Source organism: Streptomyces sp. SudanB52_2052, from assembly GCF_964272415.1.
GTDB lineage: Bacteria > Actinomycetota > Actinomycetes > Streptomycetales > Streptomycetaceae > Streptomyces > Streptomyces olindensis.
Genome location: NZ_OZ186796.1, coordinates 6,728,608 through 6,747,108 on the forward strand (window position 1 = coordinate 6,728,608; position 18,501 = coordinate 6,747,108).

16 protein-coding genes are annotated in these 18,501 nt (G+C 70.5%); 14 read left to right on the forward strand and 2 right to left on the reverse strand.

Annotated elements, in window-relative coordinates; genetic code table 11:
* Nucleotides 1-2 precede the first annotated feature (2 nt).
* The 8 genes from murG to ACSUPV_RS30130 all read left to right on the forward strand — a co-directional run bounded on the left by murG (nucleotide 3) and on the right by ACSUPV_RS30130 (nucleotide 7,367).
* Nucleotides 3-1,100: an undecaprenyldiphospho-muramoylpentapeptide beta-N-acetylglucosaminyltransferase gene (gene murG / locus ACSUPV_RS30095; protein WP_010039354.1), complete on the forward strand. Its 1,098-nt coding sequence runs from the start codon at nucleotides 3-5 to the stop codon at nucleotides 1,098-1,100.
* Between the two features lie 212 nt (nucleotides 1,101-1,312).
* Nucleotides 1,313-2,107 (forward strand): cell division protein FtsQ/DivIB, encoded by a 795-nt coding sequence (locus tag ACSUPV_RS30100; protein ID WP_382611098.1) that lies wholly within the window; start codon nucleotides 1,313-1,315, stop codon nucleotides 2,105-2,107.
* 288 nt (nucleotides 2,108-2,395) lie between these two features.
* Entirely contained in the window at nucleotides 2,396-3,589 is a 1,194-nt protein-coding gene (gene ftsZ / locus ACSUPV_RS30105) for a cell division protein FtsZ (RefSeq protein ID WP_037757224.1), read from the forward strand.
* A gap of 10 nt (nucleotides 3,590-3,599) precedes the next feature.
* Nucleotides 3,600-4,331 (forward strand): peptidoglycan editing factor PgeF, encoded by a 732-nt coding sequence (gene pgeF / locus ACSUPV_RS30110; protein WP_031115748.1) that lies wholly within the window; start codon nucleotides 3,600-3,602, stop codon nucleotides 4,329-4,331.
* Between the two features lie 6 nt (nucleotides 4,332-4,337).
* Nucleotides 4,338-5,057 (forward strand): YggS family pyridoxal phosphate-dependent enzyme, encoded by a 720-nt coding sequence (locus tag ACSUPV_RS30115; RefSeq protein WP_031115747.1) that lies wholly within the window; start codon nucleotides 4,338-4,340, stop codon nucleotides 5,055-5,057.
* Nucleotides 5,058-5,186: 129 nt separating this feature from the next.
* Nucleotides 5,187-5,828, forward strand: a complete 642-nt coding sequence (locus tag ACSUPV_RS30120; protein ID WP_031115746.1) for a cell division protein SepF — start codon at nucleotides 5,187-5,189, stop codon at nucleotides 5,826-5,828.
* Between the two features lie 70 nt (nucleotides 5,829-5,898).
* Entirely contained in the window at nucleotides 5,899-6,183 is a 285-nt protein-coding gene (locus ACSUPV_RS30125; RefSeq protein ID WP_007448661.1) for a YggT family protein, read from the forward strand.
* 53 nt (nucleotides 6,184-6,236) lie between these two features.
* Nucleotides 6,237-7,367: a DivIVA domain-containing protein gene (locus tag ACSUPV_RS30130; RefSeq protein WP_436948921.1), complete on the forward strand. Its 1,131-nt coding sequence runs from the start codon at nucleotides 6,237-6,239 to the stop codon at nucleotides 7,365-7,367.
* A 195-nt stretch (nucleotides 7,368-7,562) separates the two neighbouring features.
* On the opposite strand, the gene ileS is transcribed toward ACSUPV_RS30130, so the two are convergent.
* The gene (gene ileS / locus ACSUPV_RS30135) at nucleotides 7,563-10,715 is read right to left on the reverse strand and encodes an isoleucine--tRNA ligase (protein WP_037757217.1); all 3,153 of its coding nucleotides are present in this window, start codon (nucleotides 10,713-10,715) and stop codon (nucleotides 7,563-7,565) included.
* Nucleotides 10,716-11,338: 623 nt separating this feature from the next.
* Between ileS and ACSUPV_RS30140 the strand changes: the two genes are divergently transcribed.
* From ACSUPV_RS30140 to ACSUPV_RS30165, 6 genes are all read left to right on the forward strand, one after another.
* Nucleotides 11,339-12,646: a TraR/DksA family transcriptional regulator gene (locus tag ACSUPV_RS30140; protein ID WP_436948922.1), complete on the forward strand. Its 1,308-nt coding sequence runs from the start codon at nucleotides 11,339-11,341 to the stop codon at nucleotides 12,644-12,646.
* 89 nt (nucleotides 12,647-12,735) lie between these two features.
* Nucleotides 12,736-13,377, forward strand: coding sequence for a signal peptidase II (gene lspA, locus ACSUPV_RS30145; protein ID WP_037757214.1), 642 nt, complete (start codon nucleotides 12,736-12,738; stop codon nucleotides 13,375-13,377).
* A 43-nt stretch (nucleotides 13,378-13,420) separates the two neighbouring features.
* Complete coding sequence (locus ACSUPV_RS30150; RefSeq protein ID WP_359794798.1) at nucleotides 13,421-14,365, forward strand: RluA family pseudouridine synthase; 945 nt, start codon at nucleotides 13,421-13,423, stop codon at nucleotides 14,363-14,365.
* On the forward strand, nucleotides 14,362-14,835 hold the full coding sequence (locus ACSUPV_RS30155; RefSeq protein ID WP_031115739.1) for a GNAT family N-acetyltransferase: 474 nt from the start codon (nucleotides 14,362-14,364) through the stop codon (nucleotides 14,833-14,835). Before ACSUPV_RS30150 ends, ACSUPV_RS30155 begins: the two co-directional genes overlap by 4 nt.
* A gap of 95 nt (nucleotides 14,836-14,930) precedes the next feature.
* On the forward strand, nucleotides 14,931-16,517 hold the full coding sequence (locus ACSUPV_RS30160) for a Na+/H+ antiporter (protein ID WP_436948923.1): 1,587 nt from the start codon (nucleotides 14,931-14,933) through the stop codon (nucleotides 16,515-16,517).
* A 39-nt stretch (nucleotides 16,518-16,556) separates the two neighbouring features.
* Nucleotides 16,557-17,297: an SDR family NAD(P)-dependent oxidoreductase gene (locus tag ACSUPV_RS30165; RefSeq protein WP_436948924.1), complete on the forward strand. Its 741-nt coding sequence runs from the start codon at nucleotides 16,557-16,559 to the stop codon at nucleotides 17,295-17,297.
* 61 nt (nucleotides 17,298-17,358) lie between these two features.
* On the opposite strand, the gene ACSUPV_RS30170 is transcribed toward ACSUPV_RS30165, so the two are convergent.
* Entirely contained in the window at nucleotides 17,359-18,483 is a 1,125-nt protein-coding gene (locus ACSUPV_RS30170) for a mechanosensitive ion channel family protein (protein ID WP_031115736.1), read from the reverse strand.
* Nucleotides 18,484-18,501: the final 18 nt, after the last annotated feature.

Here is an 18,501-nt window from a genome sequence, read left to right on the forward strand (position 1 = left end):
CGGTGCATGTCGTACTCGCCGGCGGAGGAACCGCGGGCCACATCGAGCCCGCGCTCGCCCTCGCGGACGCCCTGCGCAGGCAGGATCCGACCGTGGGCATCACGGCCCTGGGCACGGAGCGAGGCCTGGAGACGCGTCTCGTACCCGAGCGCGGCTACGAACTCGCGCTGATCCCCGCCGTACCGCTGCCACGCAAGCCCACCCCCGAGCTGATCACCGTCCCGGGCCGGCTGCGCGGCACCATCAAGGCGACCGAGCAGATCCTGGAGCGCACCAAGGCGGACGCCGTGGTCGGCTTCGGCGGCTACGTCGCCCTGCCCGGCTACCTCGCGGCCAAGCGCCTCGGCGTGCCGATCGTCATCCACGAGGCCAACGCCCGCCCGGGCCTGGCCAACAAGATCGGCTCGCGCTACGCCAGCCAGGTCGCCGTCTCCACCCCGGACAGCAAGCTGCGCGGCGCCCGCTACATCGGCATCCCGCTGCGCCGCTCCATCGCCACCCTGGACCGGGCCGCCGTGCGCCCCGAGGCCCGGGCCGCCTTCGGGCTCGACCCGAACCTGCCCACGCTGCTGGTCTCCGGCGGCTCCCAGGGCGCCCGCCGCCTCAACGAGGTCGTGCAGACGGTCGCGCCCTGGCTCCAGCAGGCCGGGATCCAGATCCTGCACGCGGTCGGCCCGAAGAACGAACTGCCGCAGGTCCAGCAGATGCCGGGGATGCCCCCCTACATCCCGGTAAGTTATCTGGACCGGATGGACCTCGCGTACGCCGCGGCCGACATGATGCTCTGCCGCGCGGGCGCGATGACCGTCGCCGAACTCTCCGCCGTCGGGCTCCCGGCCGCCTACGTCCCGCTGCCCATCGGCAACGGCGAACAGCGGCTCAACGCCCAGCCGGTGGTCAAGGCCGGGGGCGGCCTGCTGGTCGACGACGCGGAGCTGACCCCCGAGTGGGTCCAGCAGAACGTCCTGCCCGTGCTCGCCGACCCGCACCGGCTGTACCAGATGTCCCGCGCCGCCGCCGAGTTCGGCCGCCGGGACGCCGACGACCTGCTCGTCGGCATGGTGTACGAGGCGATCGCCGCCGCTCGTGCACACCGCTAGGCCCTGTCTTTCGGATCAGCCCGACTCCGAGATGCGGTGCCTGGTGAACGCGGGCGAGCGGGGTCTGGTGCGTGCAGCTGCAAGGCGGAGGAGGGAGTCGACGCGGAGCGTCGGCGACCGACGACAACGCGGCAGATGTGCGTACCAGACCCCGCGGACCCGGGATGATCCGAAAGACAGGGCCTGGCCCGTATGACGGAAGGCAGGGGAGCGTGGCCGGATCGACCACCGCCGAGCGCGGTGAACGCCAGCAGGGGTCGTCCGGCCCGCCGCCCGTCAGGCGTCTGCGGCGGCGACACCTTCGTGTGATCGTCATCCTGGGTCTCGTCTTCGTCTTCCTCGGCATCCCGACCCTGTGGCTGTTCTACGGGTCCGACTGGCTGCGCGCCGAGCAGGTCTCCGTGTCGGGCACCCGGGTCCTGACGCCGGATCAGGTCAAGGCGGCCGCCGAGGTCCCCCTCGGGAAGCCGCTCATTTCGGTGGACACCGATGCGATCGAGACGCGACTGCGCCGGAAATTGCCCCGAATTGACGCGGTTGACGTGGTCCGCTCCTGGCCCCATGGAATCGACCTGAAAGTGGTTGAGCGGACTCCGGTTCTGATTGTCCAAAAGGGCGGAAAGTTCGTCGAAGTGGACGATGAAGGTGTCCGTTTCGCCACGGTTTCTGAGGCGCCGAAAGGTGTTCCCGCACTGGAATTGACACGGGTGCGGTCCAGCTCCGCCGCCGCAAGCCTGCGCCGCTTCGGCGAGTCCCGGCTGGTGCGCGAGGCGGTGGGCGTCGCCCGCGCCGTTCCGGCCGCCGTCGCCCGCGACACACGGACCGTCAAGGTCCGTTCCTACGACGACATCTCGCTGGAGTTGAGGGACGGCCGCACGGTCGCCTGGGGGAGCAGCGAGAAGGGCGCCGCGAAGGCCCGTACGCTCACCGCTCTGATGAAAGCCTCGCCGGACGCGCGGCACTTCGACGTCAGCGTCCCCACCGCGCCCGCGTCATCGACGAGTTGACGCACATCCGCGCAGGCCAGCACCCTGGTTGGGCAGTGCTACGGCTGATCACATAGGGTGAAAAGAAAAACGGGAGGTTCGGCGTGTTCGTTGAACGTGCGCCACTTGTCGACTTAGTGTCCTGTTCAGAAGACTCCAAGGAACAGACACACTGGTAACCCTAAACTTCAGGGTTAGGGTTCGGGTCGGCGATACGGACCGTCCCATTCGGCATCAGTCGTCGGGTCGCGGGGCGCAGGGCGTCACGGGGATTCGGCGACACGTAACTCGAGGCGAGAGGCCTTCGACGTGGCAGCACCGCAGAACTACCTCGCAGTCATCAAAGTCATCGGTGTCGGCGGCGGTGGTGTCAATGCCATCAACCGGATGATCGAGGTCGGTCTCAAGGGCGTCGAGTTCATCGCCATCAACACCGACGCGCAAGCTCTGTTGATGAGCGACGCCGACGTCAAGCTGGACGTCGGCCGTGAACTCACCCGCGGACTCGGCGCCGGAGCCAACCCGGCCGTGGGCCGCAAGGCCGCCGAGGACCACCGCGAGGAGATCGAGGAGGTCCTCAAGGGGGCCGACATGGTCTTCGTGACAGCCGGTGAAGGCGGCGGCACCGGCACCGGCGGCGCGCCCGTCGTGGCCAACATCGCCCGCTCGCTCGGTGCCCTCACCATCGGTGTGGTCACGCGCCCGTTCACCTTCGAGGGGCGGCGCCGCGCGAACCAGGCCGAGGACGGCATCGCCGAGCTCCGCGAAGAGGTCGACACCCTCATCGTCATCCCGAACGACCGGCTGCTGTCCATCTCGGACCGCCAGGTCTCGGTGCTCGACGCCTTCAAGTCGGCCGACCAGGTCCTGCTCTCCGGTGTCCAGGGCATCACTGACCTCATCACCACCCCGGGCCTGATCAACCTCGACTTCGCCGACGTCAAGTCGGTCATGTCCGAGGCCGGCTCGGCCCTGATGGGCATTGGCTCGGCCCGCGGCGACGACCGCGCGGTGGCCGCCGCCGAGATGGCGATCTCCTCGCCGCTGCTGGAGGCCTCCATCGACGGCGCCCGCGGTGTGCTGCTCTCCATCTCCGGCGGCTCCGACCTCGGTCTGTTCGAGATCAACGAGGCCGCCCAGCTGGTCAGCGAGGCCGCCCACCCCGAGGCCAACATCATCTTCGGCGCGGTCATCGACGACGCCCTGGGCGACGAGGTCCGGGTCACCGTGATCGCCGCCGGCTTCGACGGAGGCCAGCCCCCGGCCCGCCGGGAGAACGTGATCGGCTCGGCCTCGGCCAAGCGCGAGGAGCCGGCCCCGGCGCGGCAGACCGAGAGCCGCCCGTCCTTCGGATCGCTCGGCAGCGTGACCCCGAAGGATGACCCGGAGCCCGCTCCGAAGCCGGTCGAGGACATCCCGGTCGCCCCGCCGGTCCCGCCGGCGCCGCGCACCTACTCGGACAGCGCGGCCGAGGAGCTGGACGTACCGGACTTCCTCAAGTGATCCTTCTGACGTGATAGGACAGCGCGAGAGCGCGAGCGGCGCGCACTTCGCCTTCACCGACCGGTGGGGCGGGGTGAGCGCCGCTCCGTATGAGGAGCTCAATCTCGGCGGAGCGGTCGGAGACGACCCGGACGCCGTACGCACCAACCGGGAACTGGCCGCCAAGTCCCTGGGCATCGAGCCGGACCGGGTGGTCTGGATGAACCAGGTGCACGGGTCGGACGTGTCGGTGGTGGACGGACCGTGGGGATCTTCGTCCGACATCCCGTCGGTCGACGCGATCGTCACGGCGCGGCGCGGGCTCGCCCTCGCCGTGCTCACCGCCGACTGCGTGCCGGTGCTGCTCGCCGACCCCGTCGCCGGGATCGCCGCCGCGGCCCACGCGGGCCGGCCGGGCATGATCGCCGGAGTCGTCCCGGCCGCGCTACGCGCGATGACGGAGCTGGGCGCCGAGCCCTCCCGGATCGTCGCCCGCACCGGACCCACCGTCTGCGGCCGGTGTTACGAAGTGCCCGGGGTGATGCGCGCCGAGGTGTCCGCCATCGAGCCGGCGGCGTACGCCGAGACGAGTTGGGGCACACCGGCGGTCGATGTGAGCGCCGGAGTGCATGCCCAGCTGGAACGGCTCGGGGTGCGCGACCGGGAGCAGTCGCCGGTGTGCACGCTGGAATCGCGCGATCACTTCTCGTACCGACGCGACCGCACCACCGGGCGGCTCGCGGGTTATGTGTGGCTGGACTGACAGGACATGACGGACCGTAAGGACGAACTCGCCACGAATCTGGCGAAAGTTGAGCGGCGCATCGCCGACGCTTGCGCGGCCGCCGGCCGCGGGCGCGGGGACGTGACCCTGATCGTGGTCACCAAGACCTATCCGGCGAGCGATGTGCGGATGCTGGCGGAACTCGGTGTCCGCCACGTCGCCGAGAACCGCGACCAGGACGCGGCGCCCAAGGCCGCGGCCTGTGCGGATCTGCCCCTTACGTGGCATTTTGTCGGTCAGCTTCAGACCAACAAGGTGCGCTCGGTGGCCGGTTACGCGGATTTCGTGCAGTCCGTCGATCGTTCCAAGCTCGTCACAGCTCTGTCGAAGGAAGCCGTCCGGGCGGGTCGCGAGCTGGGCTGCCTCCTCCAGGTCGCACTGGACGCGGGCGAGAGCGAGCGGGGTGAGCGCGGAGGCGTGGCCCCCGGCGGCATCGAAGAGTTGGCCGACCTCGTGGCCGGGGCCCCGGGGCTGCGGCTCGACGGACTGATGACCGTCGCACCGCTCACCGGGGAGTACGCGGGGCGCGAACAGGCGGCCTTCGAGCGGTTGATGGATTTGTCGACCGACCTGCGCCGGAGTCATCCGGCTGCCACCATGGTCTCGGCAGGGATGAGTGCGGATCTCGAGCAGGCCGTGGCGGCCGGAGCGACACATGTGCGCGTCGGCAGCGCGGTACTCGGAGTCCGCCCCAGGCTCGGGTAACGTCGCCAAGAAGTCGGACCACAGCAGAAAATATGGTCATTGCCGCCGAAAGGCGGATTCAAGGACCTCGTGGATCGCGGGCACTTGGCAGTCGTCAGTCGATCCACCACAGAGCGGAGGACTCAGAGCATGGCCGGCGCGATGCGCAAGATGGCGGTCTACCTCGGCCTCGTGGAGGACGATGGGTACGACGGCCGCGGATTCGACCCCGACGACGACTTCGAACCCGAACTCGACCCGGAACCCGAACGGGATCACCGACGGCACGAGTCGTCCCACCAACCACATGTCTCACATCAGCCCCAAAGGGACGAAGAGGTACGAGTCGTACAGCCGTCCGCACCTCGCGAACCGGCCGCTCGTTCCGCTTCGCTACCCGCGGAATCCAGCCGCCCGGCGCGCATCGCGCCCGTGGCATCCATCACACAAGAACGCGCAAGCCTGGAGAAGAACGCACCGGTGATCATGCCCAAGGTCGTGTCGGAACGAGAGCCTTACCGGATCACCACGCTCCACCCGCGGACCTACAACGAGGCCCGTACCATCGGGGAACACTTCCGTGAAGGCACCCCGGTGATCATGAATCTGACTGAGATGGACGACACAGATGCGAAGCGACTTGTCGACTTTGCGGCCGGTTTGGTGTTTGGTCTTCACGGCAGTATCGAGCGGGTGACGCAGAAGGTGTTCCTGTTGTCGCCTGCTAACGTCGATGTCACGGCGGAGGACAAGGCCCGCATCGCAGAGGGCGGGTTCTTCAACCAGAGCTGAGACGCACCACCGGAAACATCAGTACACAGCACTACACAGCAGGGCACAGGGGAGAGGGAAGCAACAGATCATGAGCGTGGTTCTGGATGTCGTCTACATCGCGCTGATGTGCTTCCTCATCGTGCTCATCTTCCGGTTGGTCATGGACTACGTCTTCCAGTTCGCCCGCTCATGGCAACCCGGCAAGGCGATGGTGGTCGTTCTGGAGGCCACCTACACTGTCACTGATCCACCGCTCAAGCTTCTGCGGCGGTTCATCCCGCCGCTGCGTCTCGGGGGCGTGGCGCTCGACCTGTCCTTCTTCGTACTGATGATCATCGTCTACATCCTGATCTCGATCGTGAGCCGGCTGTGAGCGATGTGAACTACGGTCTTGCCGAATGCCGACGACTACGTTGAGGTGAAGAGATGCCGTTGACCCCCGAGGACGTGCGGAACAAGCAGTTCACGACCGTCCGCCTCCGAGAAGGCTATGACGAGGACGAGGTCGATGCCTTCCTCGATGAGGTCGAAGCCGAACTGACCCGCCTGCTCCGCGAGAACGAGGACCTGCGCGCCAAACTGGCCGCGGCCACGCGCGCTGCCGCGCAGAACCAGCAGAACATGCGCAAGCCTCCGGAGCAGCAGCAGGATCAGCAGCAACAGCAGCAGCAGCAGGGCATGCGCGGTCCCGGCGGTCCCGTTCCCGCCGGCATATCGGGCCCGCCGCAGCAGCAGATGGGTGGCCCCATGGGTGGCCCGCCCCAGCTGCCGAGCGGTGCCCCGCAGCTGCCCGCCGGCCCCGGCGGTCAGGGTGGTCCCCAGGGTCCTGGTGGTCCCGGTCCGATGGGCCAGGGTCCGGGTCCGATGGGTCAGCCCCCGATGCAGCAGCAGATGGGTGGTCCGATGGGCGGCCCCATGGGCGGTCCGATGGGCGGCCCCGGTCAGGGAGGCCCCGGTGGCGACAGCGCCGCGCGTGTCCTCTCGCTGGCCCAGCAGACCGCCGACCAGGCGATCGCCGAGGCCCGTTCCGAAGCCAACAAGATCGTCGGCGAGGCGCGTTCGCGTGCCGAGGGTCTGGAGCGTGACGCCCGTGCCAAGGCCGACGCCCTGGAGCGGGACGCGCAGGAGAAGCACCGCGTCGCGATGGGCTCCCTGGAGTCCGCCCGCGCCACGCTGGAGCGCAAGGTCGAGGACCTGCGCGGCTTCGAGCGCGAGTACCGCACGCGCCTGAAGTCGTACCTGGAGTCGCAGCTGCGTCAGCTGGAGACCCAGGCCGACGACTCGCTGGCCCCGCCGCGCACTCCGGCGACCGCGTCCCTCCCGCCGTCCCCGGCGCCTTCCATGGCCCCGGCCGGCGCGAGTGCCCCGTCGTACGGCGGCGGCAACCAGACGATGGGCGGTGCTCCTTCGCCGTCCGGTCCGTCCTACGGCGGCCAGCAGCAGATGTCTCCGGCGATGACCCAGCCGATGGCGCCGGTGCGTCCGCAGGGTCCGTCCCCGATGGGTCAGGCGCCCTCGCCCATGCGAGGCTTCCTGATCGACGAGGATGACAACTGACGGCCTGATGGCCAGTAGTACGGCGTAGACGTCGGCAGCGTTCAGGGCGAGGCCCCGGGTTCACCCCGGGGCCTCGCCCTTTTGCCACGCGTGTTCGTACCCGCGCACCGGCGTTCTGCGTACGCAACGCCGAAGGCCCGGACCCACCAAGATCTTTGGCAGGGCCGGGCCTTCGGGCCGAGAGGCCCCTGAGGGTTACGCCTTGCGCAGGCGGAACGTCAGGGACAGGCCCTCGTCGGTGAAGGGCTCGCCGTAGGTGTCGTCCGCCTCGCCCTGGGCGAAGTCCGTGGCGAGGACCTCGTCGGCGATCAGGGCCGCGTGCTCGGTCAGGCCCTCGGCGACGGCCGGGTCGGTCGCCGTCCAGCGCAGGGCGATGCGGTCGGCCACGTCGAGGCCGCTGTTCTTGCGGGCCTCCTGGATCAGACGGATCGCGTCACGGGCGAGGCCCGCGCGGCGGAGCTCCTCCGTGATCTCCAGGTCCAGGGCGACCGTCGCGCCCGCGTCGGACGCCACCGACCAACCCTCGCGCGGGGTCTCCGTGATGATGACCTCATCCGGAGCCAGCGTGATGGTCTCGCCGTCGACCTCCACCGACGCCGTGCCCTCGCGCAGGGCGAGGGACAGCGCGGCCGCGTCCGCGTTCGCGATGGCCTTGGCCACGTCCTGGACACGCTTGCCGAAGCGCTTGCCCAGCGCGCGGAAGTTGGCCTTCGCCGTGGTGTCGACCAGGGAGCCGCCGACCTCGCTCAGCGTCGCCAGGGACTCGACGTTCAGCTCCTCCGTGATCTGCGTGCGCAGTTCGGAGCCCAGCGTGTCGAAGCCGGTGGCCGCGATCAGGGCGCGGGACAGCGGCTGGCGCGTCTTGACGCCCGACTCCGCGCGCGTGGCACGGCCCAGCTCCACCAGCCGGCGCACCAGCACCATCTGCTTCGACAGCTCCGGGTCGATGGCGGTGAGGTCCGCCTCCGGCCAGGAGGAGAGGTGGACCGACTCCGGGGCGCCCGGGGTGACCGGGACGATCAGGTCCTGCCAGACCCGCTCGGTGATGAACGGGGTCAGCGGGGCCATGAGCTGCGTCACCGTTTCGACGACCTCGTGCAGCGTGCGCAGCGCCGCCTTGTCGCCCTGCCAGAAGCGGCGGCGGGAGCGGCGCACGTACCAGTTGGACAGGTCGTCGACGAACGCGGACAGCAGCTTGCCGGCGCGCTGGGTGTCGTAGGCGTCCAGGGCCTGGGTGACCTGGTCGGTCAGCGCGTGCAGTTCGGACAGCAGCCAGCGGTCCAGGACCGGGCGGTCGGCCGGGGCCGGGTCGGCCTCGGACGGGGCCCAGCCGGACGTACGGGCGTACAGGGCCTGGAAGGCGACCGTGTTCCAGTAGGTCAGGAGCGTCTTGCGGACGACCTCCTGGATGGTGCCGTGGCCCACGCGGCGGGCCGCCCACGGGGAGCCGCCGGCCGCCATGAACCAGCGGACCGCGTCGGCGCCGTGCCGGTCCATGAGCGGGATCGGCTCCAGGGTGTTGCCCAGGTGCTTGGACATCTTGCGGCCGTCCTCGGCGAGGATGTGGCCGAGGCAGACCACGTTCTCGTACGACGACTTGTCGAAGACGAGCGTGCCGACCGCCATCAGCGTGTAGAACCAGCCGCGGGTCTGGTCGATGGCCTCGCAGATGAACTGCGCCGGGTAGCGGGCCTCGAAGACGTCCTTGTTCTTGTACGGGTAGCCCCACTGCGCGAACGGCATCGAGCCCGAGTCGTACCAGGCGTCGATCACCTCGGGCACGCGCGTGGCCGTCCTGCCGCAGCCGTCCTGCGGGCAGGCGAAGGTGACCTCGTCGATGAACGGGCGGTGCGGGTCCAGGCCCGACTGGTCGGTGCCGGTCAGCTCGGTCAGCTCCGTGAGGGAGCCGGCGCAGGTGAGGTGGTCGTCCTCGCAGCGCCAGATGGGCAGCGGCGTGCCCCAGTAGCGGTTGCGGGACAGCGCCCAGTCGATGTTGTTGTTCAGCCAGTCGCCGTAGCGGCCGTTCTTGACCGTCTCCGGGAACCAGTTGGTGCCCTCGTTCTCCGCGAGCAGGCGGTCCTTGATCGCCGTGGTGCGGATGTACCAGGAGGGCTGCGCGTAGTAGAGCAGCGCGGTGTGGCAGCGCCAGCAGTGCGGGTAGCTGTGCTCGTACGGGATGTGCTTGAAGAGCAGGCCGCGGTCGCCGAGGTCCTCGGTGAGCTTCTCGTCGGCCTTCTTGAAGAAGACACCGCCGACGAGGGGGACGTCCTCCTCGAACGTGCCGTCCGGGCGGACCGGGTTGACGACCGGGAGGCCGTAGGAGCGGCAGACCTTGAGGTCGTCCTCACCGAAGGCGGGGGACTGGTGGACCAGACCCGTGCCGTCCTCGGTGGTGACGTACTCGGCGTTGACGACGAAGTGCGCCGGCTCCGGGAACTCGACGAGCTCGAAGGGGCGCTGGTAGGTCCAGCGCTCCATCTCGGCGCCCGTGAAGGTCTGCCCGGTGCTCTCCCAGCCCTCGCCGAGGGCCTTGGCGAGCAGCGGCTCGGCGACGACGAGCTTCTCCGAACCTTCTGGGCCCTTCGTCGCGACGACGTAGGTGACCTCGGGGTGGGCGGCGACCGCGGTGTTGGACACCAGGGTCCACGGGGTCGTCGTCCACACCAGGAGCGCGGCCTCGCCGGCGAGCGGGCCGGAGGTGAGCGGGAAGCGGACGTAGACGGACGGGTCGACGACCGTCTCGTAGCCCTGCGCCAGCTCGTGGTCGGACAGGCCCGTGCCGCAGCGGGGGCACCAGGGGGCGACGCGGTGGTCCTGGACCAGCAGGCCCTTGTTGAAGATCTCCTTCAGCGACCACCAGACCGACTCGATGTACTCGGGGTCCATCGTGCGGTACGGGTCGTTCAGGTCGGTCCAGTAGCCCATGCGGGTCGTGAGCGCCTCGAAGGCGTCCGTGTGGCGGGTCACCGACTCGCGGCACTTGGCGTTGAACGCGGCGATGCCGTACGCCTCGATGTCCTGCTTGCCGGAGAAGCCGAGCTCCTTCTCTACGGCGAGCTCCACCGGGAGGCCGTGGCAGTCCCAGCCGGCCTTGCGGGCCACGTGGTAGCCGCGCATGGTGCGGAAGCGGGGGAAGACGTCCTTGAAGACGCGGGCCTCGATGTGGTGGGCGCCGGGCATGCCGTTGGCGGTGGGCGGGCCCTCGTAGAACACCCACTCGGGGCGACCCTCGGACTGCTCCAGGCTCTTGGCGAAGATCTTCTGCTCGCGCCAGAAGTCGAGCACCGCGTGCTCGAGGGCGGGCAGGTCGACCTGGGCGGGTACCTGGCGGTACGTCGACGATGTCATCAGCGGGCTTCCTCCGGCGGACTTGCTGCCTTCCGTCCGGAGGGACGAGAGCTACGTCTGCCTGCGCCGCCTTCGGCGCGCTCCCGCGGTACCACCCTCCTTGGCCCTCCGGCACGGGGTGTGCGCCGGCGAGCCCCCTCATTGGGGTCGCGATGCCGGTTCTACTGGCCACGGCTCACCGCTGTGGCGTTCTTCCGGCGGCTCCGGGGTGATCTTCACGTCGCGCTCGCCCCCGGGCTTCCACCGTCCCCGGGTCGCTCTGGGCTGCGTACGCCGCTACTCGTCCCCATCCACGCTTTTCGCTCCGCCCAGTGTACGGCGCCGGGCGGACAGCGGCCGACCGCTTTTCCGGGGACCCGGGGTCCCCGGGGCCGGGGTGGCGCGGGGAGGGTGGCTTATGGGTTTGATGACTCGAATGGGGTGGTATGGGTGTTCGGATCCTGGGACGTCCGGCTCGGCGGATTACCGGGCGGGGAGCTGGGCACAACGGATGCAGGTTCGCCGCGCGGCGTGCGCGAGGCGGGCGAATCGGGCGGTGTGCCCCGTTGCCGCGGGACTCGAGTCGATTTATCGTCCCAGCACGATTCGCGAGCAAGATCACAATATGTGAAGGGGCCGCGGCCATGGTGGCGAAGAAGACCGCCGTACAGCAGCCGGCGTCCGGCAGGTCCGGGGAGGCCTCCGGCGGTGCGGCCAAGGACGTGGGTGGGAAGAAGTCCACCCAGGGGGGTTCGGTGGGGCGGGCGGCGAAGGGGGCGGCGAAGGGGGCGGCGGGGAAGGCGACCGAGGGGACGAAGACTGCTGTCAAGAAGACCAAGGCGGCCGTCAAGAAGGTGACGGCCAGAACGGGCGGGGCGGAGCGGGGTGCGGCGGCCGGGCAGGGTGCGGGCGAGCGGGGTGGGGCCGAGCGGGGAGCGACCGAGAGAGCCGCACCTGGGAAGGCCGCGGCCAAGGCCCCCGCCAGGAAGGGGGCTGCCGGGAAGGCTCCGGCCAAGGCAGCCGCCGAGAAGACGACAGCCAAGAAGGCCGCTGTCAGGAAGACGGCCAAGAAGACGGCGGCCAAGAAGACAGCGGCCGAGAAGGCGACCGCCAAGGGCGCGGCGGCCGAGAAGGCGACCGCCAAGGGGGCGACTGCCAAGGGGACGACCGCCAAGGGGGCGGCGGCCAAGAAGGCGGTCGCCAAGGGGACGGCGGCCGAGAAGAAGGCGGCTGCCAAGGGGGCGGCGGCCAAGAAGGCCGCTGTCACCAGGGCCAAGGCCGCCAAGGCCGACGCCGCGAAGAAGGGCGCCGAAGGTGTCGCCGGGCAGGGCGCCGGAGGCGGGAGCACCACCACGAAGGGCCCGGCCGGGAAGGGCGCCGCCCGGACCGGTGGGGCCACACAGGACACGGCCGGGACCAGCACGGCCAAGAAGGCGGGTGCGGCCGAGGCCGCGCCGCAGACGGGAGCGACGACGGTGGGTGCGAAGAAGACTCCTGGCACGGCAACGGCGGCGAAGACCGCCGTTCCGAAGGCGCGGGCGGGCGCGGTGGAGCCCGGTGAGCTGGCGGTACGCCCGGGCGAGGCCCCCTGGACGACGGAGGAGGTCGAGGAGGCGCGCTCCGAGCTGATGTCGGAGGAGGCGCGGCTGCGCGAGGAGATCACCTCGTCGGAGCGGTCGCTCGCCGGTCTGATGCGGGACTCCGGGGACGGCGCGGGCCACGACGAGGCGGACACCGGCAGCAAGAACATCACGCGCGAGCACGAGCTGGCCCTTGCCGCCAACGCGCGCGAGATGCTCGACCAGACCGAGCGCGCCCTGGACCGCCTCGACTCCGGCACCTACGGCCTGTGCGAGAACTGCGGCAACCCCATCGGCAAGGCCCGGATGCAGGCGTTCCCGCGGGCCACGTTGTGCGTGGAGTGCAAGCAGAAGCAGGAGCGCCGGTACTGACCGGCCGCCGAATGCCTCCTGAGCACGTGGGCGGCCCGGGGTGTGCCGTACCCTCGTCCTCAGTCAGGCACCTAGGTTGAGGGACTCACGTGGCAGAGGCGGAGCGCATCATCGGTACGCCGGACACACCGGACGCGGCCGGGAACGGGCAGGACCGGCCCGGCGAGTCCGGCACCGACGATACGGCGGCGGCCGCCGGCGCGTCGGGCACGGACGAGCCGGAGGCCACGGCCGGAAGGCCCCGGGGCAGGCGCCGGATCGCGGTGCTGTTCGCCGTCGCCACGTTCGCGTACGCCCTGGACCTGATCAGCAAGATGATCGTGGTGGCCAAGCTGGAGCACCACCCGCCCATCGAGATCATCGGGGACTGGCTGAAGTTCGAGGCGATCCGCAACGCGGGCGCGGCCTTCGGCTTCGGCGAGGCCTTCACCGTGATCTTCACCATGATCGCGGCGGCGGTGATCGTGGTGATCGCCCGGCTCGCCCGCAAGCTGTACAGCCTGCCCTGGGCGATCGCGCTGGGCCTGCTGCTCGGCGGTGCGCTGGGCAACCTCACCGACCGGATCTTCCGGGCACCGGGCGTCTTCGAGGGCGCGGTCGTGGACTTCATCGCGCCCAAGCACTTCGCCGTGTTCAACCTGGCCGACTCGGCGATCGTGTGCGGCGGCATCCTGATCGTGCTGCTGTCGTTCAAGGGGCTCGACCCGGACGGCACCGTCCACAAGGACTGAGCACCCGTACGGCGGTGTCGGACCCGTCCGGCATACTCGACGGGTGAGCACGATTCCCGAGATCCGTACCCTGCCCGTGCCCGACGGCCTGGAGGGCGAGCGTGTCGACGCCGCCATCTCCCGCATGTTCGGCTTCTCCCGGACCAAGGCGGCCGAGCTCGCCGCCGCGGGGAAGGTCACGGTCGACGGGTCGGTGGTCGGCAAGTCGGAGCGCGTGCACGGCGGTGCCTGGCTGGAGGTCGAGATGCCGCAGGCGCCCGCGCCGGTGCAGGTGGTGGCCGAGCCGGTCGAGGGCATGGAGATCGTGCACGACGACGATGACGTGGTCGTCATCGTCAAGCCGGTCGGCGTGGCCGCGCACCCGTCGCCGGGCTGGACCGGGCCGACCGTCATCGGAGGCCTCGCCGCCGCCGGGTACCGGATCTCCACCTCCGGTGCCGCCGAGCGCCAGGGCATCGTCCACCGCCTCGACGTCGGCACGTCCGGGCTGATGGTCGTCGCCAAGTCCGAGTACGCGTACACGTCGCTGAAGCGCCAGTTCAAGGAGCGCACGGTCGACAAGCGGTACCACACGCTCGTCCAGGGCCACCCCGACCCGACCAGCGGCACCATCGACGCGCCCATCGGCCGGCACCCGCAGCACGACTACAAGTGGGCGGTCACGGCCGAGGGCAAGCCGTCCGTCACGCACTACGACCTCATCGAGGCGTTCCGCGCCGCCTCCCTGCTCGACGTGAAGCTGGAGACCGGCCGCACGCACCAGATCCGCGTACACATGGCCGCCCACCGGCACCCCTGCGTCGGCGACCTGACCTACGGCGCCGACCCGACGCTCGCCAAGCGCCTCGGTCTGACCCGCCAGTGGCTGCACGCGGTGCGGCTCGGCTTCGAGCACCCCGGGGACGGGCAGTGGGCCGAGTTCTCCTGCGACTACCCGGAGGACCTGCAGGAGGCCCTGGACCAGGTCCGGGAGGAGACCTACGCGTGAGCACCACCCCGACGTATGTCGTGCGGGTCGCCGAGGGCCCGGCCGACCGTGAGGCGTGCTTCGCGGTGCGCAAGGAGGTCTTCGTCGGCGAGCAGGGCGTGCCCGAGGACCTGGAGTACGACGCGTACGACGCCGGGGCCGTCCATGTGCTGGCGGTCCGGGAGGACGGCGTACCGCTCGGGACGGGGCGGCTGCTGGTCGGGGAGGCGGCCGTGGCGCAGACCGGAGCCGACCCGTCCGTGGGCTCCCTCGGCCGGCTCGCCGTGGCCGCTCACGCGCGCGGGCTCGGTGTGGGGGTCGCCCTGGTGCGGGCCATCGAGGACGCGGCACGCGCACGGGGGCTCGCAGCCGTGGACCTGCACGCCCAGACGCACGCGCTCGGCTTCTACCAGCGGCTCGGCTACCAGGCCTACGGGCCGGAGTACCTGGAGGCGGGTATTCCGCACCAGGGGATGCGGCGTTCGCTCTAGCCCGTCGCGGTGAGTGCCGAAACGGTTTGTCCCCGGAGTTGCGTGGCAGGCTTGAGGACAGTCGTGTGACCGTCTGACCTCCCGGAGCGCTGACCGTGGATCAGTTGGCCCTGTTGTTCGTGCTGCTGCTCGGGGCCGTGATCAGCGTCCCGGTCGGGGACCGGCTCGGGGTGCCCGCGCCGGTGCTGATGACGCTCCTCGGCATAGTCCTCGCCCTGCTCGACTTCGTGCCGAACGTCGACATCCCGCCCGACCTGATCCTGCCGCTGCTGCTGCCGCCCCTGCTGTACGCCGCCGTACGACGCACCTCGTGGCGGCAGTTCGCGGCGAACAGGAGACCGATCTTCCTGCTGGCCGTGGCCCTGGTGTTCGTCACCATGGCCTGTGTGGCCGCCGCGGCCAACGCGATCGTGCCCGGGCTGCCGCTCGCCGCGGCGTTCGCGCTCGGCGCGCTGGTGGCGCCGCCGGACCCGGTCGCGGCGACGGCCGTCGCCGGGCAGTTGGGGCTGCCGCGCCGGCTGGTGTCGATCCTGGAGGGCGAGGGGCTCTTCAACGACGTGACGGCCATCGTCCTCTACCACGTGGCGATCGCCGCCGCCGTCAGCGGGACGTTCTCGCCCTGGAAGGCCGGGCTCGACCTGGTGCTGTCGGCCGTGGTGGCGGTGGCCGTGGGCCTGGCACTGGGCTGGGGCGCGAACAAGCTGATGGAACTGCTCGAGGACGCGACCCTGCAGATCGGGCTCGCCCTGCTGGTGCCGTACGCCTCCTACGTCATGGCCGAGGAGCTGCACGGCTCCGGGGTGCTCGCCGTGCTCACCACCGCGCTGTTCCTCGCGGAGTACGGCGCCGACGCCGACGACGTCATGACACGGCTGGCCGGACACACGTTCTGGAACATCGTCGACACCCTCGTCACCGGTGTGGCGTTCGGGCTGGTCGGACTCGAACTGCACAACGCCATCCACACCGCGACCGGCCGGTGGGGCCAACTGCTCGGGTGGGCGGCGCTGGTGGTATGCGTGGTCGTCCTCGTACGGCTGCTGTGGCTGCTGCCGGCGACGTGGCTGACCAAGCGGCTGCACGCGCGGCGGGACTACGACGAGGACATCCCGGTGAGCTGGCGCGAGACCGTGGTGATGTGGTGGTCCGGGATGCGCGGCGTGGCGTCGGTGGCGCTGGTGCTGGCCATTCCGCTGGAGACGGATTCCGGGGCGCCGTTCCCGAGCAGGGACGAGATCATCTTCATCGCCTTCGGGGTGATCATGGCGACGCTGGTGGTGCAGGGACTGACGTTGCCGTGGCTGGTGCGGAGGCTCGGGGTGAAGGCCGACACCGACCAGGAGAAGGAGTTCGCGAAGGCGCTGGCGATCCGGGCGGCGAAGGCGGCGAAGCGCAGGCTCCGGGAGATCGAGGAAGACGAGGAGCTGCCGGAGGACCTCTCCGAGCAGATGCTGCGGCGGGCCTTCGACATCGGGGTGCGGATCAGTCCCGAACTCGCGGAGGACGAGCGGCGGGAGGCGTACCGGGAGCGGGCGCGGCGCGTGAAGCGGGTGCGGCGGATCCAGCAGGAGATGCTGAGCGCGGCGCGGCACGAGGTGCTGGCGGCGCGCAGCGAACCCGGGGCGGACCCCGAGGTGGTGGACCGGGTTTTGCGGCATCTTGACGTGCGCAGCCTGCGCTGAGTTCGCCCTCGGCGGCCGACGGATCGTAGGGTCGTTCGTATGGCACGGAACGTAGTGATCAGTGGTGGAGGAACGGGAATTGGGCTTGTGGCGGCCCGGGTCTTCGCCGCGGGCGGGGACCGGGTGCTGCTGCTCGGGCGGCGGGCCGCGGTGCTGGAGAAGGCCGGGGTGCCCGGCGCGCTGACGTATGCGGCCGATCTCGCCGAGCCGGAGGACGTGCGGGGTGTCGCCGCCTTCGTGGAGCGGGAGTTCGGGTCCGTGGACGTGCTCGTGCACAGTGCCGGAGGCAACGGGCTGCTGGAACCGGACGCCGCGGGCGACGATCCGCTGGAGGCCGTCGCGCACACCTGGACCGTGAACTTCCGGCTCAACACCCTGACCGCCGTCCTGCTCACCGAGGCGCTGAAGCCGCGGCTCGCCGAGCCCGGCGGGCGGGTGCTCTTCCTCAGTTCCATCGCCGCCTACCGGGGATCCGGGAGCGGGGCCTACGCGGCGGCCAAGGCGGGGCTGCACCCGTACGCCCACGATCTGGCGCGGGAGCTGGGACCGCGCGGCATCACCGCGAACGTCGTCGCGCCCGGCTACATCGAGGACACCGAGTTCTTCGGGGACTCGATGGCCGAGGAGCGGCGGGCGCGGCTCGTCGGCGAGACCTCGACCGGCCGGGCCGGGACCCCCGCCGACGTCGCCGAGACCCTGCGCTGGCTCGCCTCCCCGGAGGCCGGGCACATCACCTCCCAGATCATCCAGGTCAACGGCGGCGCCGAGCGCGGTCACTGACCGAAGACCAGCAGGAGGGCTGCCCCGGGAACGGGCAGCCCTCCTGCTGTGTCCGTGTCCGTCAGCGTTCCGGGCGGGCCGAGCCGTGGAAGCGGCGCTGCTGGTTCGGGACGCCGTCCGGGGAGGGGCGGTGGCCGTTCCAGGACGGCGGCAGGATCGCGTCCGCCGTGTTGACCCGGGGCAGGGCGTACGGGTGCTCCCCGGACAGCCAGCGGAGCATCTGCTCGCGGACCGTGACCCGCACGGTCCAGATGTCGTCCGCGTCCTTCGCCGTCACCAGCGCCCGCACCTGCATGGTGCTCGGCGTGGTGTCCGTGACGGACAGGTCGTAGGCGCGGCCGTCCCAGGCGGGGCACTCGCGCAGGATGTCGCGGAGCTTCTCGCGCATCGCCTCCACGGGGGCCGTGTGGTCGACGTGCCAGAAGACGGTGCCGGTCATCTGCGGCGTGCCGCGCGACCAGTTCTCGAACGGCTTGGACGTGAAGTACGACACCGGCATGGTGATCCGGCGCTCGTCCCAGGTGCGCACGGTCAGGAACGTCAGCGTGATCTCCTCGACCGTGCCCCACTCGCCGTCCACGACCACGGTGTCCCCGATGCGGACCATGTCGCCGAAGGCGATCTGGAACCCCGCGAACATGTTGCTCAGCGTGGACTGCGCGGCGACACCGGCGACGATGCCGAGGATGCCGGCCGAGGCCAGCAGCGAGGCACCCGCCGCGCGGAACGCCGGGAACGTCAGCAGCATGCTCGCCGCGGCCACCACGCCGACGATCGCCGACACCACCCGCATGATCAGCGTCACCTGGGTGCGCACCCGGCGGACCCTGGCCGGGTCGCGGTGGGCCCGGGCACTGGCGTAGCGGCTGTACGAGGTCTCGACGATCGCCGCCGCGATCCGGATCACCAGCCAGGCGGTCGACCCGATCAGGACCAGGGTCAGCGCCTGGCCGATGCCCTCGCGGCGGCTCTCCAGCAGCTGCGCCTCGTCGTAGGACCCTCTCAGCAGGGCCGCGAAGAGGACGAGCTGGTACGGGATGCGGCCACGGCGCAGCAGCCCCCACAGCGGGGTGTCGTGGTGCCGTTCGTCGGCCTTGCGCAGCAGGAAGTCGGTGGCCCAGCCGATCACCAGCGTGAGCACGACCGAGCCACCGACCACGATCAGCGGTCGCAGCAGGTTCTCCATGCCCCCGAACCTAACCGG